The sequence below is a fragment of the Methylotenera versatilis 7 genome, from assembly GCF_000799165.1.
Taxonomy (GTDB): domain Bacteria; phylum Pseudomonadota; class Gammaproteobacteria; order Burkholderiales; family Methylophilaceae; genus Methylotenera_A; species Methylotenera_A versatilis_A.
This window is the reverse complement of the sequence record NZ_JUGF01000002.1, coordinates 1,430,380-1,446,177: the sequence shown is the minus strand read 5'-3', so window position 1 is coordinate 1,446,177 and position 15,798 is coordinate 1,430,380. Positions and strand designations below refer to the sequence as shown.

General features: G+C 42.9%; 16 protein-coding genes. 11 read left to right on the top strand and 5 right to left on the bottom strand.

The genetic code is table 11. From position 1 onward, the window contains the following. Window positions 1–9 precede the first annotated feature (9 nt). From K370_RS11035 to fdx, 6 genes are all read left to right on the top strand, one after another. The gene (locus tag K370_RS11035; RefSeq protein WP_047541543.1) at window positions 10–1,227 is read left to right on the top strand and encodes an IscS subfamily cysteine desulfurase; all 1,218 of its coding nucleotides are present in this window, start codon (window positions 10–12) and stop codon (window positions 1,225–1,227) included. A gap of 86 nt (window positions 1,228–1,313) precedes the next feature. Further along, window positions 1,314–1,709: a Fe-S cluster assembly scaffold IscU gene (gene iscU, locus K370_RS11030; RefSeq protein ID WP_047541541.1), complete on the top strand. Its 396-nt coding sequence runs from the start codon at window positions 1,314–1,316 to the stop codon at window positions 1,707–1,709. A 53-nt stretch (window positions 1,710–1,762) separates the two neighbouring features. Then, window positions 1,763–2,086, top strand: a complete 324-nt coding sequence (gene iscA / locus K370_RS11025) for an iron-sulfur cluster assembly protein IscA (protein ID WP_047541539.1) — start codon at window positions 1,763–1,765, stop codon at window positions 2,084–2,086. Then, window positions 2,083–2,604: a Fe-S protein assembly co-chaperone HscB gene (gene hscB / locus K370_RS11020; protein ID WP_047541537.1), complete on the top strand. Its 522-nt coding sequence runs from the start codon at window positions 2,083–2,085 to the stop codon at window positions 2,602–2,604. The genes iscA and hscB overlap by 4 nt, the downstream gene beginning before the upstream one ends. Window positions 2,605–2,608: 4 nt before the next feature. Beyond that, complete coding sequence (hscA, locus tag K370_RS11015; protein WP_047541535.1) at window positions 2,609–4,486, top strand: Fe-S protein assembly chaperone HscA; 1,878 nt, start codon at window positions 2,609–2,611, stop codon at window positions 4,484–4,486. Window positions 4,487–4,525: 39 nt separating this feature from the next. Next, the gene (gene fdx / locus K370_RS11010) at window positions 4,526–4,867 is read left to right on the top strand and encodes an ISC system 2Fe-2S type ferredoxin (RefSeq protein ID WP_047541533.1); all 342 of its coding nucleotides are present in this window, start codon (window positions 4,526–4,528) and stop codon (window positions 4,865–4,867) included. A 106-nt stretch (window positions 4,868–4,973) separates the two neighbouring features. Here fdx and K370_RS11005 read toward each other — a convergent pair whose 3' ends face one another. The 5 genes from K370_RS11005 to arsC form a co-directional block, all read right to left on the bottom strand. Next, the gene (locus tag K370_RS11005) at window positions 4,974–5,618 is read right to left on the bottom strand and encodes a carbonic anhydrase (protein WP_047541531.1); all 645 of its coding nucleotides are present in this window, start codon (window positions 5,616–5,618) and stop codon (window positions 4,974–4,976) included. A gap of 158 nt (window positions 5,619–5,776) precedes the next feature. Beyond that, entirely contained in the window at window positions 5,777–7,189 is a 1,413-nt protein-coding gene (locus tag K370_RS11000) for a putative porin (RefSeq protein ID WP_047541529.1), read from the bottom strand. Between the two features lie 254 nt (window positions 7,190–7,443). Next, entirely contained in the window at window positions 7,444–8,982 is a 1,539-nt protein-coding gene (gene lysS, locus K370_RS10995) for a lysine--tRNA ligase (RefSeq protein ID WP_047541527.1), read from the bottom strand. Between the two features lie 2 nt (window positions 8,983–8,984). Next, window positions 8,985–10,089 (bottom strand): peptide chain release factor 2 gene (gene prfB, locus K370_RS10990; RefSeq protein ID WP_152603148.1). Its coding sequence is split into 2 segments (ribosomal slippage): window positions 8,985–10,007 and window positions 10,009–10,089, totalling 1,104 coding nucleotides; the frame shifts between segments, so codons are not numbered across the junction. 66 nt (window positions 10,090–10,155) lie between these two features. Further along, complete coding sequence (gene arsC / locus K370_RS10985) at window positions 10,156–10,569, bottom strand: arsenate reductase (glutaredoxin) (protein ID WP_047541526.1); 414 nt, start codon at window positions 10,567–10,569, stop codon at window positions 10,156–10,158. Between the two features lie 172 nt (window positions 10,570–10,741). Between arsC and K370_RS10980 the strand changes: the two genes are divergently transcribed. From K370_RS10980 to pstA, 5 genes are all read left to right on the top strand, one after another. Further along, complete coding sequence (locus K370_RS10980; RefSeq protein ID WP_047541525.1) at window positions 10,742–11,398, top strand: DUF47 domain-containing protein; 657 nt, start codon at window positions 10,742–10,744, stop codon at window positions 11,396–11,398. Further along, window positions 11,395–12,399, top strand: coding sequence for an inorganic phosphate transporter (locus K370_RS10975; RefSeq protein WP_047541524.1), 1,005 nt, complete (start codon window positions 11,395–11,397; stop codon window positions 12,397–12,399). The genes K370_RS10980 and K370_RS10975 overlap by 4 nt, the downstream gene beginning before the upstream one ends. A gap of 168 nt (window positions 12,400–12,567) precedes the next feature. Next, a complete protein-coding gene (locus K370_RS10970; RefSeq protein ID WP_047541523.1) occupies window positions 12,568–13,566 on the top strand; it encodes a PstS family phosphate ABC transporter substrate-binding protein in 999 nt (332 codons plus the stop codon). Window positions 13,567–13,793: 227 nt separating this feature from the next. Beyond that, window positions 13,794–14,723 carry a phosphate ABC transporter permease subunit PstC gene (gene pstC / locus K370_RS10965; RefSeq protein WP_047541522.1) on the top strand — a complete coding sequence of 310 codons (930 nt, stop codon included), beginning with the start codon at window positions 13,794–13,796 and terminating at the stop codon, window positions 14,721–14,723. A 61-nt stretch (window positions 14,724–14,784) separates the two neighbouring features. After that, the gene (gene pstA / locus K370_RS10960) at window positions 14,785–15,738 is read left to right on the top strand and encodes a phosphate ABC transporter permease PstA (RefSeq protein WP_047541521.1); all 954 of its coding nucleotides are present in this window, start codon (window positions 14,785–14,787) and stop codon (window positions 15,736–15,738) included. Window positions 15,739–15,798: the final 60 nt, after the last annotated feature.

The window sequence follows — 15,798 nt, the reverse complement described above, 5'->3', positions numbered from 1 at the left end:
AGTAACTAAATGTCAGAAAGACAACCGATTTACCTAGATTATTCTGCAACCACCCCGGTTGACCCGCGTGTGGCAGAAAAAATGATTCCGTTCATTACGGAACATTTTGGCAACCCTGCGTCCCGCAGCCATCCGTTTGGCTGGACTGCTGAAAAAGCAGTTGAGATCGCGCGCGAGGAAGTCGCCAAACTGGTCGGGGCAGACCCGCGCGAAATCGTCTGGACATCCGGCGCGACAGAGTCCAACAATCTAGCCATTAAAGGCGCAGCTAATTTTTATGCAGCAACTAAAGGCAAGCACATTCTGACCATTGCTACGGAACATAAAGCGGTAATTGACACGGTGCGCGAGTTGGAACGCGTTGGCTTTACTGCCACTTATTTACAACCTGAACCAAACGGTTTGGTGGATTTAGCTAAATTCAAAGCGGCGATTCAGCCTGACACGGTTTTAGCCAGCGTGATGTTGGTGAATAACGAAATTGGCGTGATTCAGGATATCGAAGCACTGGGCAACATCTGCCGTGAGAACAATGTAGTTTTCCATGTGGACGCTGCACAGGCAACAGGCAAAGTAGCCATTAATTTGGAAAAACTACCCGTAGACTTAATGAGCTTTAGTGCGCATAAAACTTATGGCCCAAAAGGCGTAGGTGCTTTATATGTACGTCGTAAACCACGTATCCGTATCGAAGCGCAAATGCACGGTGGCGGCCATGAGCGCGGCATGCGCTCCGGTACATTAGCCACGCACCAAATTGTGGGCATGGGCGAAGCGTTCCGTATCGCACGTGAAGAAATGGAGTTTGAAAACGCTCGCATTCGCAAATTGCGCGATAAGTTATTGCATGGCTTGCAAACCATTGAAGAAACTTATGTGAATGGTGATTTAGAACATCGCATTCCACATAATTTAAATATCAGCTTTAACTATGTTGAAGGTGAGTCACTCATTATGGCGGTTAAAGACATTGCCGTATCCAGTGGCTCGGCTTGTACTTCAGCAAGTTTGGAACCCAGTTATGTATTGCGCGCGTTAGGTCGCAATGACGAATTGGCACATAGCTCAATCCGCTTTTCAATTGGTCGATTTACTACGGAGGCCGATGTGGATTACACGATTGAGTTAATGAAAAGTAAAATTGGTAAATTAAGAGAACTATCCCCACTATGGGAAATGTTTAAAGATGGCATTGATCTGTCTAAGGTTCAATGGGCGGCGCATTAGATAATTTATTAGAATTTAATTAAAAATTAAACATAAATTAAGTTTTAACATTTGAAATTACTTCAAATGTATAAAGGAGATACACCATGGCATATTCAGACAAAGTTTTAGACCACTATGAAAACCCGCGTAATGTGGGCAGTTTAGATAAAAACGACCCCAATGTCGGTACCGGCATGGTCGGCGCGCCTGCTTGTGGCGACGTGATGAAGTTGATGATTAAGGTGAACGACAGCGGCATTATTGAAGATGCTAAATTCAAAACCTATGGTTGCGGCTCAGCGATTGCCTCTAGCTCATTGGTAACAGAATGGTTAAAAGGCAAAACCATTGATGAAGCTTATGCGATTAAAAACTCTGCCATTGCAGAAGAATTGGCTTTGCCTCCAGTAAAAATCCATTGCTCAGTATTAGCCGAAGATGCGATTAAAGCTGCTGTGGCAGATATTAAAGCTAAACAATTAGCTAAAGAGACTGCGTAACCAACCTTTTTCTGCAATGCAGAAGTGATTATTTTGAAAGGCTGATAATTTTAATGGCAATTACTCTTACTGAAACCGCAGCAAACCGTGTGGAAAAATTCCTTGCCAATCGCGGCAAAGGCATTGGCCTTCGCTTGGGCGTTAAAACCACAGGCTGTTCTGGCATGGCTTACACTTTAGAGTTTGTGGATGACTTAAATGATGAAGACACTTCATTTGAAAGCCATGGCGTTAAAATTATTGTCGATCCAAAAAGCCTTGTCTATATTGATGGCACGGAATTAGATTTCACCAAAGAAGGTTTGAATGAGGGATTCAAGTTCAATAATCCAAACGTGAAAGATGAGTGTGGTTGCGGCGAAAGTTTTACGGTGTGACGCAAAGCTATTTTGAGTTATTTGGGATAAAACCAGCGTTTAATATTGATTTAGCTATATTAGAAAGCCATTACCGCAAGATACAATCAGAATCGCATCCTGATCGCTTTGTAAATGCAATGTCAGCTGAGAAACTGAAATCCATGCAAATGGCTACGCTGGCAAACGAAGCGTATCAAACACTCAAAAAGCCTGCTTCACGCGCCCGTTATTTATTAGAACTGCAAGGCATTACCGCAATTAGCGAAACCAACACTGCGATGCCTGCTGATTTTTTAATGCAACAGATGGAGTGGCGTGAGGCTTTAGAAGATGCAAAAGCGACTAAAGATATTGCCGCAGTGGATAACTTGCTCAACGAAATTAAGCAAGAGGCAAAGTCGTTAAATTCAGACTTGATTTCTTTGATTGATGAGAAGCAGGATTATGGTTCTGCAACTGACGCAACACGCAAACTGATCTTTATCGACAAAGTTTGTGCCGATATTAATAAAGTAATTGAACAGATAGAGAACTAGTTAGATGGCATTGTTGCAAATCTCCGAACCTGGCATGAGTGCCGCACCGCATCAGCATAGATTGGCTGTTGGTATTGATTTAGGTACAACCAACTCACTGGTTGCCACCGTACGCAGCGGCCTAAGTAGTGTGTTACCAGACGAACATGGTCACACCCTCTTACCTTCCGTCGTGCACTATGCTGCTGACCATATGATAGAAGTCGGTTTTGACGCACAGAAAAAGCAAAATCTGGACCCACATAACACCATCGTTTCTGCTAAACGCTTTATGGGGCGCGGTTTAAAAGATATTGATGCATCTGAGTTGCCTTACAAATTTATAGAAGCAACTGGTGCGCCTCAAACGACCATGCTGCAAATTGAAACGCGTGCAGGCGTTAAAAGTCCTGTAGAGATTTCTGCTGAAATCTTAAAAGTGTTAAAAGCACGTGCAGAAACAGCTTTAGGTGGTGAACTAGTCGGCGCGGTGATTACCGTGCCCGCCTATTTTGATGATGCGCAGCGCCAAGCGACTAAAGATGCGGCACGGCTAGCAGGTTTGAATGTATTACGTTTGCTGAACGAGCCAACTGCCGCTGCAGTTGCTTACGGTTTAGATAATGCAAGTGAAGGCACATATGTCATCTACGATTTAGGCGGCGGCACATTTGATATTTCCATACTCAAGCTGACCAAAGGCGTATTTGAAGTACTAGCCACCAATGGCGACTCTGCATTAGGTGGCGATGACTTTGATCAACGCATCTTCTGTTGGATCTTAGAAACAGCCAAACTTTCCCCACGCAATGCAAAGGATACGCGGCTTTTATTAACCAAAGCGCGTGAAGCCAAAGAGTGGCTGACAGAACATGCAGAAGCCAATATCAGTTGCATGTTAAGCGATGGTGAGTTCGTCGACTTAACCCTCAGCACAAACGAATTTATTGCGCTAACTTGTAATTTAGTGCAAAAAACATTAAGCCCTATTCGTAAAGCAATGAGAGATGCAAGCTTAACGATTGAAGACATCAATGGCATTGTGATGGTTGGCGGCGCGACCAGAATGCCGCAAATACGCAAAACCGTGGCTGAATATTTTAAACAAGCACCGTTAACCAATTTGGACCCGGATAAAGTGGTGGCACTAGGCGCGGCGATTCAAGCCAATATTTTGGCCGGCAATAAAAGCGATGCAGACTTATTACTGCTGGATGTGATTCCACTCTCTTTAGGCTTGGAAACTTTTGGTGGACTGGCTGAAAAAGTTATTCATCGCAATAGCACTTTGCCAGTGGCACGCGCGCAAGAATTTACGACTTATAAAGACGGTCAAACTGCGATGAGTATTCATGTGGTGCAAGGTGAGCGTGAATTAGTCAGCGACTGTCGTTCATTAGCGCGTTTTGAGCTGCGCGGCATTCCGCCCATGGTGGCTGGCGCAGCCAGAATTCGTGTGACTTTTACTGTAGATGCGGATGGCTTATTATCAGTTTCAGCACGCGAAACCACCAGCAATATAGAGGCCAATATCACGGTTAAGCCGTCTTATGGTTTAAGTGAAGACGAAATAACCAACATGCTTAAAGCCTCATTTAACAGTGCAGAAGCCGACAAAAAAGCCCGTATGCTGACTGAAGCACGCGTTGATGCAGGAGCGATTATTGAAGCGGTTACTGCCGCATTAACTGCAGATGCTGCACTAATTAGCTTAAAAGAAAAACAGGCAATTGAAGCTGAAATGCAACGCCTGCAAGCAATCGCATCCGCTGATAATGCCGATGCGATTAATCAAGCCGTTGAAGCACTCAACCACGCAACAGAAGCATTTGCCGCGGCGCGCATGGACGCTTCGGTTAAACGTGCCCTGAGCGGTAAGGAATTAAATTCATTGGACTTATAAACTGGATTTACACCTCAATTAGACTGAAACTACACATATATGCCAAAAATTATCGTACTGCCACACGCTGAACTTTGCCCAGATGGTGCTTCTATTGAAGCCAAAACAGGCGATTCAATCTGCGAAACATTACTAAGAAATGAGATTGATATCGATCACGCTTGCGATATGGCTTGCGCTTGTACAACTTGCCATGTGATCGTTCGTGAAGGCTTTAAAACCATGGAAGCCTCTGATGACATGGAAGATGATTTACTGGATAAAGCTTGGGGTTTAGAACCTAACTCGCGCTTATCTTGCCAAGCCATCATTGGCACTGAGGACCTGGTTGTAGAAATTCCCAAATACAGCATCAATATGGCGAAAGAGGGTCATCGATAATCTAGTTTGTGATTCTTTCTTAAGTACTCACGCTCTTGTGCAGTAATGCAGATACAAAAAAACCGCCAATTAGCGGTTTTTTTGTATCAAGATATTAGGAGTCAGATTAAGAAACAAAAGTATCTTCAAAGAAGTTCACTTTACCAGTATTCAAATCATACATACCGCCAATAATGCCGATTTGATGTTTTTCCAGCATTTCAGCCACAATGTCACTTAAGCGAATAATCGTATCAATTTGATAACGTACATTCAGCTCATTAATTTTCTCAACATATTCGGGGTTTTTAGAAGTTCGGTCTTCAGGGTTTGTAATGGTTTTTTCATGCCGAATAGATGGTTTAATCATGTTAATGATTTCACCGATATGGCCATCTTTAAAATCATCACACGCGGCTTTTACGCCGCCACATCCAGTATGCCCCATGACAACAATCAGCTTGCTATCCAGATATTTGCTGCTAAACTCCAACGAGCCGATCGCTTTATCTGAAGCGATTGCGCCAACCAAACGCACACTAAAAATATCACCCAAGGCCTGATCAAACAACAACTCAACTGGCGCACGAGAATCACTGCAGCTTAAAAAAGAAGCAAACGGATGCTGCCTCTCCTTAATAATTTGCACCAGCGTTTGCATATCTTTATTAACGACATAATTGTTCATAAAACGATTATTGCCTTCAATCAAAATATCTAATGCTTCTTGCGGTGTCATTTTATCGCGGTTAATTAGTGGGTGTTTATACATGGTTTAACTTCTTTATCCGTATTGAATTACAGGTAATATTTTAAACTATTGACCGATAAAAAACGAAAAAAACGCCTGATTAAGTGTATTCTCAAACGTTTTTTATCAATAAAAAAAGCCTCTGCGAACGCTAGAGGCTTTTTTGATTTCAAGACTTATTAAAACTTATAAGTCATATCAAGCTGATACAAGCTGTAGCTATCGAGATTCAGAGTAATATCATTACCTGCACCAACAGCACTTATGTCATCATTTTTTCTTTTACCATGGCCTGCAGCAAAGTTAAGGAACACATTATCCCTTAAGTTGTATTCGGTTTTAAGTACAACGCCCTTCATGTTTACACGTGAGTCAAAGAAGTCAGAGTCTGGTGTATTTGGATCAAGTGCATACGCGCCAACATCTTGATACCATAAGTTTGCTGCCCAATCTCCTTGTTTAGGTTTTTTATCTTGCTTGCGCGCAAAACCAACACCTAATAACCATGCCTTATCATCGTTACCTGCTTTAGCAATCGCTGCGTTAGTTGCTCCCGTAGAGTTAGCCAATGCTGCTTTATAGCGATCATCACCATCAATATTGAAAGCATAGTCGCCAAAAACTTTAGCACTAATATCACCGCTTACATTAAAGCCAATTTCAGCCGGAATTTCAATGATGCTTAAATCATTGGTTGCTAATGGGTTTGTGCCGAGTCCAGTACCATTACCAACCGCTGGGGTGAAAGCACCGGCAACACCATTACCAGCAACGTTATCATTGGTATATGTGTAATAAGTTAATGCGGCTTTTGCTGATACGTCATCGGTAATCTTAAACTTAGCACCACCTTGGAAAGCTAACAACTCATTTGATGTAGAAGCTGCTCCAGTAATGCTGCCATCACTGTTCTTTCTTCTATCACCTTCATATTGCGCCTGGAACGCAGTTAAGAAAACATCGGTATTCCCTACTTTGAAATTAGCCTTTTCAGCCAAACCTTCAATGGTAAGGTCACTATCCCATACCATTGCAGTAGTATAAAGCGGGTTAGCAATACGGCCTGCTTCAAGTGCTAACCAGTCAGTTGCATTCCAACCCACCATCGCACGTTTAACTAAAAGTGCATCTTTATTATTGGCACCATTCGTAGTACCAAATGTTGCATTATCAGAACGACCGCCTGAACCCATCGCAAAGGCTAAATCAGAGTAGAAATCACCTGCCGTAGTTTTTACGCCAAAAGTTAACTTATAACGAGTTCTCGTTCTTTCTTGCTCTACTGAAGGTGAGCGTGAGTCTTCACCTTCTCTATATTCGACACGGGCGCGAATATCACCATACACAGTCGCATTATCAATCGCGTCTGAAATAGTTAACTTGCTGGCCTTTTTCATTGCTTTTGCTTGGCCTTCTTTTTCGCCTTCACGGCCTTTTAGTAAAAGCGCACCTTCCTCTTCAGTCAATACACCTTTTGATATTAATGCATTCACAATATCGTCTGTTGAATCTGCCATTGCATTTACACCAAAGCTCATTAACAAAGAACCCGCAAGTGTTGCTGCAACCAAATTACGTAATTTAAAACTCATTCCAAAATCTCCTAGATTAAATAACTGCTCTTTTGTGTTTATTCAACAGGATGGATTTTGGTGTCACAACATGACAAATTTATGACAGTTGGCTACATATTCAGGAAGATGTCTTTTATTTAACAAAAACTCCATTAAACGTTGCATATTTGCAACACAACGAAAAAGCCATCTGATATCTCTACCAGATGGCTTTTGTTTAACGTTCTTAATTAAGCTTTTAACTAAACGTAAAGTTTCTATTGCAGAAGATATTATCCTTCAGCGCGCATTTGTGGGAATAAAATCACATCACGAATGCTTGGACTATCTGTGATTAACATGACCAAGCGGTCGATACCAATACCACAGCCACCGGCTGGTGGCATGCCATATTCCAATGCACGAATAAAGTCCGCATCGTAATACATCGCCTCTGCATCACCCGCTTCTTTGGCTTTCATTTGCGCATGGAATCTTGCAGCTTGGTCTTCTGCATCATTTAACTCACTAAAACCGTTCGCCACTTCACGTCCTGTGATAAACAACTCAAACCGTTCAGTGATTTCCGGATTTTTGTCTGATGCCCTGGCTAACGGTGAAACCTCAACTGGGTAATCAATAATATAAGTCGGTTGCCATAATTGGCTTTCGGCCGTTTCTTCAAACAACGCTAATTGCAACGCGCCTAAACCAGCATGGTCAAATGGCTTCGTGCCATGTTTTAATATTTCTGCACGCAAAAACGCAGCGTCATTTAATTGTTCCAACGTATATTGCGGTGCATATTTCTGTATAGCGCCAACGATTGTCAAACGCTCAAATGGCTTGCTTAAATCGACCTCTTTGCCGTCATAAGTCAATGTAGCCGTTCCGCGTGCAGCAATCGCGGCAGCGCGTATACATTGCTCGGTAAAATCCATTAACCATTGATAATCGGTATAAGCCGCATAAAATTCCATCATGGTGAATTCTGGATTATGGCGAACGCTTAAACCTTCATTACGGAAATTACGGTTAATTTCAAAAACGCGCTCAAAACCACCTACCACCAAACGTTTCAAATACAACTCTGGGGCGATACGCATAAACATTTGCATATCCAACGCGTTATGATGTGTAATAAACGGCTTGGCTGATGCGCCACCAGGAATCGGGTGCAACATCGGCGTTTCAACTTCTAGAAATTCATTTTGAATCATAAAGTTGCGAATCGCAGAAACTACTTTGCTACGCGCAATAAACGTCGCGCGCGTTTCTTCGCTGGTAATCAAATCCACATAACGCTGGCGATATTTCACTTCCTGGTCTTGCAAGCCATGAAATTTTTCTGGTAATGGACGCAGTGATTTTGTCAGCAATCTTAATTCCGTCACATGAATCGACAATTCACCAGTACGGGTTTTAAATAATCGGCCAGTAGCACCTAAAAAGTCACCCATGTCCCAGTGTTTAAAGCTTTCGTAAACATCTTCGCCGACCTCATCGCGTGCAATATACAGTTGAATACGCGCACCGCCACTGTCACCGCTCGCATCCTGAATCGTGGCAAAACTGGCTTTGCCCATCACACGTTTTAACATCATGCGACCAGCCACAGTGGCTGAAACCGCCTGCGGATCGAGCGCTTCCTTGTCAAGCTCGCCATATTGCTTATGCAGGGCATCTGCTTTATGTAATGGTTTGAAATCATTAGGGAAAGCCACACCTTGCGTAGCCTCGCGAATCGCCTTTAACTTTTCGCGCCGCTCTGCGATAACGTGATTCTCATCCACTGGTGCTATTTCATTATTTTGTTGATTCTTGTCGCTCACGCTTAAACTCCCTGCTTCAAACTAACTTGTATAAATGGGTCAAGGTCGCCATCCAGCACACCTTGCGTATTGCCGATTTCGACATTGGTTCGTAAATCTTTGATGCGGCCCTGATCCAGCACATAACTTCTAATCTGATGCCCCCAGCCGATATCCGTCTTGGCATCTTCCAGTGCTTGTTTGTCGGCATTGCGCTTATTCAGCTCTAAATTATAAAGTGCGCCTTTAAGCATATTCATCGCTTCCTCACGGTTACGATGCTGGCTTCTGTCATTCTGACATTGCACGACTACGTTTGTGGGCAAATGCGTGATACGTACGGCTGAATCGGTTTTATTAATGTGCTGACCACCGGCGCCACTTGCTCTGTAGGTATCAATACGCAAGTCGGCTGGGTTAATATCAATCTCAATGCTGTCATCTACTTCCGGGAAAATCTGCACGCTGGCAAAAGAAGTGTGACGTTTCGCGTTTGAGTCGAACGGTGATTTTCGGACTAAGCGATGCACGCCATTCTCAGTGCGTAAAGTGCCGTAAGCATAATCGCCAGACACTTTAATCGATGCGCCTTTAATGCCCGCCACATCACCATCGGATAATTCCAACACTTCTACCTTAAAGCCTTTGCGCTCTGCATAGCGCAAATACATGCGCAATAACATATTGCACCAGTCTTGCGCTTCAGTGCCGCCACTGCCGGACTGAAACTCAATAAAGCAATTATTGGCATCTAATTCGCCCGAAAACATACGCCTGAATTCCATGGTAGCGATTTGTGTTTCAATCTGCTGCGTATCTGAATCCACACTTAACAATGTTTCATCGTCATTTTCTTCACGCGCCATATCAAACAACTCTTGGCTATCTTTTAACCCATTCTCGAGATTCTGCAGGTTGTGCACCACCAGCTCGAGCATGCGTTTTTCTTTACCTAATTCTTGTGCTTTTTTGGCGTTATCCCAGACTTTCGGGTCTTCCAGTAAGCCATTTACCTCTTCCAGCTTTTGCGACTTGTTTTCAAAGTCAAAGATACCCCCGAAGGGCGTGGTGACGCGCACTTAAATCCGTCAGGCGATTGGCAATAATATTGAGTTGTTCAGCTTCCATTTTGGCTTGCTAATAGCTAAAAAAACAGCATTATACAGCAAAGGCAGAAGCCATAATTAGGCCGCTTTATTTAGCTGGAATATTCACGACTTCGCCATCTTCCTTGGTAAATTGACCAAAATTTGGATTGTCTAGAATTTCTAATACCAATTCGGATGGCCTGCATAATCTAACGCCTTTTGCAGTCACTACGATTGGGCGATTAATCAAAATCGGATGCTGTAGCATCGCATCAATCAAAACTGCATCGCTCACATTCAAGTCATCTAAACCCAAGTCAGTATAAGGTGTGCCCTTTTCACGCAACAATTCACGCGGCGCTATACCCATCTGTGTGATTAATTGGATTAATTTTTCACGGTCAGGCGGTGTTTTTAAATACTCAATGATCTGCGGTTCAACGCCACTGGCACGTATCATCGCCAAAGTATTTCGCGATGTTCCGCAGGATGGATTGTGATAAATGGTGACACTGCTCATATTTTCCTCACAGTAGTTAATACATGATTTTCACTCAAAACCATGTCACATTAATAGCTCTGCGCAGATATTAACATGCAATTTTATCGCATTAGTTAATGCAGTTTAAGCCAGCCTCCTGTAACATTATTGTCACAATTAAAATGACGCTTTTATGGGAGATATTTAAGATATGGCAAATGGTATATTCAGTAGACTGATGGCATCCATTTCACCGCGTAGTGACAATTATTTTACGCTATTCAACAGCTTGGCAGACTGTGCAGTAGAAGGTTCTAAAGTGCTGGCAATGATGACAGCTGTGAATGACGCCAACAAATTCGATGAGCATTTTAAAGAAATATGCCGTATCGAAAGCGAAGCAGACGAATACACCAAAGAGATTCTACTCACGCTGCATAAAACATTTATCACGCCGTTTGATCGCCGCGAAATTCGTGAATTGGCAATGGCGCTAGATGACATTATCGATTACATGGAAAACATTCCGCAAAGTGCCAGCATCTATGGCCACAGCAATTTCACGCCAGAAATGGTCGCACTTGGTCAAATTTTGCTACGCGCAGCTGAGAAGGTACGTGAGGCAGTTAGTATGCTTTCGGACATGAAAAACGCAGAGAAAATTTTACGTACCTGTGCACAAATTAGCAGTATCGAGGGCGAAGCAGACCATGTGATGCGTGCTGGCATGCGCCGCTTATTTGCAGAAGAAACGGATGCCCGCACGCTAATTCGCTCAAGAGAGTTGTATGATATGTTTGAAGAAGCGGTTGATAGCTGCCAAGACGTGGCTGACGTGATTCATGGCGTGGTGTTGGAACGCATATGATTGAACATGCAATGATTGTGATGGGCCTGCTGGTGTTTGTGGCTCTTGTATTTGATTTTATGAATGGCTTTCATGATGCAGCAAATTCTATCGCGCTCATGGTCTCGACGAGGTTACTGACACCGCAGGCTGCCGTTATTTGGGCAGCTTTTTTTAATTTAATCGCGTTTTTATTTTTTGGTCTGCATGTCGCCAACACGATAGGCTCTGGCATTATCAATAAAGAAATCATTGATAATGCTGTCATATTCGGCGCACTTGGCGGTGCAATTTCATGGAACCTAATCACTTGGTGGTTTGGCATTCCATCATCTTCCTCTCACGCATTAGTTGGCGGCCTAGTTGGTGCAGGGCTTGCTAAAGCTGGCACAGGTGCGGTTGTAGCACAGGGCCTGATTAAAACTTCTGTTGCCATTATTCTTTCACCTTTATTTGGCATGTTACTGGCGTTAATATTGATGATTGCTGTGTTATGGCTATTTGAGAAGTCATCACCCTACCCAACTGAACGGCGCTTTAACAAACTGCAGTTTTTGTCATCTTCTTTATACAGCTTAGGTCATGGCGGCAATGATGCACAAAAAACCATGGGTATTATCGCAGTGTTACTTTATGCAAATGGCTATATGCAAGGGGATTTTCATGTGCCATTCTGGGTAGTTATTTCCTGTCAGATTGCCATGGCGGGAGGCACATTATTTGGTGGCTGGCGTATTGTGCGCACCATGGGCATGGGCATCACCCGCATCCGCCCTTCAGGTGGATTTTGCGCACAAACCTCTGGTGCGATTGCGTTATTTTTAGCGACTTCGCTTGGCATTCCTGTATCTACCACACACACCATTACTGGTGCGATTATTGGCGTTGGCTTATCTCGCCGCGCTTCTGCCGTACGCTGGGGCCTGGCCTCTCGCATCGTGTGGGCATGGGTTTTAACCATACCATGCGCAGGATTAATCGCAGCATTGTGCTATCAGTTGGCACTAACATTGAAGATGTAAGGTTTTTACCTAGCTTTTATCTAAGCTTTCATTACGCCCAATTTGAACCAAGAAGCCTAATCTACTTTTAAACATAAGCTTCTTGTTCATTTTTTGTCATAAACTTGTCACATTAGCCATTTAAAGTCTTGTTTATTCAGAAGACGCAGTTAATTATATGGAGATTTTATGAACACTTTGTTTGGCAGGTCATTACAACTTACAGCACTGGTTGCTGCAACTTTATCTACACCACAAGTATTTGCAGCGGAAAAAATCATCAAAATTGATGGCTCAAGTACTGTTTACCCCATTACTGAAGCAGTAGCAGAAGAATACCAAATCGCCACTAAAGTAAAAGTAACTGTGGGTATTTCTGGTACAGGCGGCGGCTTTAAAAAGTTCTGCCGTGGCGAAACCGATGTACAAAATGCATCACGCCCAATCCTGAAAAAGGAAATGGACGCTTGTAAAGAAGCTGGTATTCAATATATTGAATTACCAGTGGCTTATGATGGTTTAACTGTTGTGGTGAACAAAAATAATGACTTTGTTAAAAGCTTAACGGTTGAAGAGCTAAAGAAAATGTGGGAGCCAGCAGCGCAAGGCAAAGTAAAAACTTGGAAACAAATTAACTCTGCTTTTCCTGACTCACCGCTTAAATTATTTGGTGCAGGATCAGACTCCGGTACGTTTGATTACTTTACTGAAGCAATCGTAGGCAAGGCAAAATCTAGCCGTGGCGATTACACCGCATCTGAAGATGACAATGTGTTAGTGCAAGGCGTGCAATCGGATAAAGGCGGCCTGGGTTACTTTGGTTTTGCCTACTATGAAGAAAATCAGGACAAATTAAGAGCAGTGCCAATTGTCGCCAAAAAAGGTGCCCCTGCAGTAATGCCCTCCTATGAAAGCGTTAAGGACGGCACTTATCAACCACTTTCACGCCCGATGTTTATTTACGTGAATGCAAGCTCTGGTGCTTTCAAACCAGAAGTGAAAGCTTTCATTAACTTCTACTTAGAAAATGCGCCAACTTTAGTAAAAGAAGTGAAATATATTCCATTGCCAGCCAATGAGTATGCTGCTGTGACTAAACACTGGAAAGCATTAAAATCAGGTACAGGTTTTGGTGGCGTGCCTGAAGTCGGTATTAAAATTGAAGAACTATTAGCACGTATTAAATAATTTTCGAATGATAAAAAAGACGGCAATGTGTCGTCTTTTTTATCATCTTTAATTGCTCAGTAATCAAATACCCAGCAATTGATTGAATAAATCTTCACCGCAAAACAGCCATTCCGTTTAGTGTGACAATGTAAATTGTCTTATATTTGTCACATTAATTCATTACAATACAGGCACAAAATACAAAGCCACTCAATATAGTGTCACTCATATAAAGCTCCTAAACAATGGCCAATGCAAATCACAATACTACTATTAGTTCACGTCTAGCCAAAAACATTAAGCGTAATGTACGCGAGCGCATTATTGAATTCATCTTAATGCTAGCGGCACTTTCTGCTGTATTAACCACTTTTGCCATTGTGGCTGTATTAATCGTTGAGTCTCTTACGTTTTTTAAACATGTCTCTATTGTTGATTTTATAACCGATACACAATGGACACCGTTATTTGAAGACGCACACTTTGGCATCATGCCCTTGGTTGCGGGCACATTAACCACATCAGCCATCGCACTTTGCGTGGCAATCCCACTCGGCACCATTGGTGCAATTTATTTATCTGAATTTGCCAGTCATAAAGTACGTGAAACTGTTAAGCCTATTTTAGAACTGTTAGTCGGTGTACCAACGGTGGTATTTGGCTACTTTGCGCTTTTATTTGTGACACCTTTATTGCAAAAGATATTCCCCGATTTACCTGGTTTTAACATGTTAGGTCCAGGTATCGTCATCGGCATTATGATTATCCCTTACATCAGCTCAGTAGCTGAAGATGCGATGCGCGCAGTACCAATGAGCATGCGTGAAGGCAGTTATGCGATGGGCGCAACGCGCTTTCAAACGGCAGTTAAAGTGATTACACCTGCCGCCCTGTCAGGCATCATCGCTGCGTATATTCTGGCGATTTCGCGCGCAGTGGGTGAAACGATGGTAGTCGCTGTCGCCGCAGGCCAACAGCCAAACTTAACATTTAACCCGATGGAAAGTGCCGCAACTATCACGGCCTATATCGTGCAAGTTGCGTTGGGTGATTTACCACACGGCAGTATTGGCTATCAAAGTATTTTTGCGGCTGGTTTAGTGCTGATGTTAATGACCTTAACATTCAATATTCTTGGCCATCTTGCACGCAAAAAATTCCGCCAAAATTATTAATTAAAATGATTACTCAATTAAATATCTCAAATAAAACTGACGAGAGCAGCCTTTAATCACTATGACTGAATTAGCTAAAAAAACACAACCCAGTGTGCTGGATAACTTAGATAGCGTACGCGCGATGATTAAACGTCATAAGCGGAACGACATTTTATTCTCTATCATCGGGTTAATCGCCCTGATGGTCGGCTTGCTCACTTTATGTACGCTGTTTATTGATTTGCTGGTAGATGGATACGGTCGTTTTAATCTCGATTTTTTTAGTAACTTTCCTTCCCGTCGCGCGGAAAGAGCCGGCCTGCTATCTGCTTGGGTCGGTTCACTCTTGGTGATGACTGTGACATTCTTAACCGCCGTACCAATGGGCGTTGCAGCTGGTTTATATTTAGAAGAATATGCAAAAAAAGGCTGGTTTTCCGATTTGATCGAAATTAACGTATCCAACCTGGCAGGCGTGCCATCAATCGTTTATGGCCTGCTGGCACTTGGATTATTTGTTTATGGTTTAGGTTTAGGTCAAAGCGTGTTAACTGCAGGCTTAACACTTGGCTTGTTAATTTTACCTATCGTCATTGTATCCACCCGCGAGTCTATTCGCGCGATCCCAGTCGCGATTCGCGAAGCCGCTTACGCCGTTGGTGCGACTAAATGGCAAGTGGTAAAAGATCATGTATTAAAGTATTCGCAAGGCGGCATTTTAACCGGCGTCATTATTGGTATGGCGCGGGCACTGGGCGAAACTGCGCCAGTCATTACGATTGGCGCGCTGACATTTATTGCATTTTTGCCACCCTCTCCTATCTCTGGAACACCGCCTTTTATCAATTTTGAATGGTTAACTTCCGGCTTTACCGTGTTGCCGATTCAAATGTTTAACTGGCTATCGCGCCCTGATCATGCATTTCATATCAATGCCGCCGCAACTGGCGCGATTATTATCATTGTGACTTTGCTGATGAATGGTACGGCCATTTATCTACGTTACAAAATTCGTAAAAACATTAAGTGGTAATAATTAAAGCTAACGAGTAATAAAAATATCTGGATTTAAAAACTAAAGTATTTTCGGGAA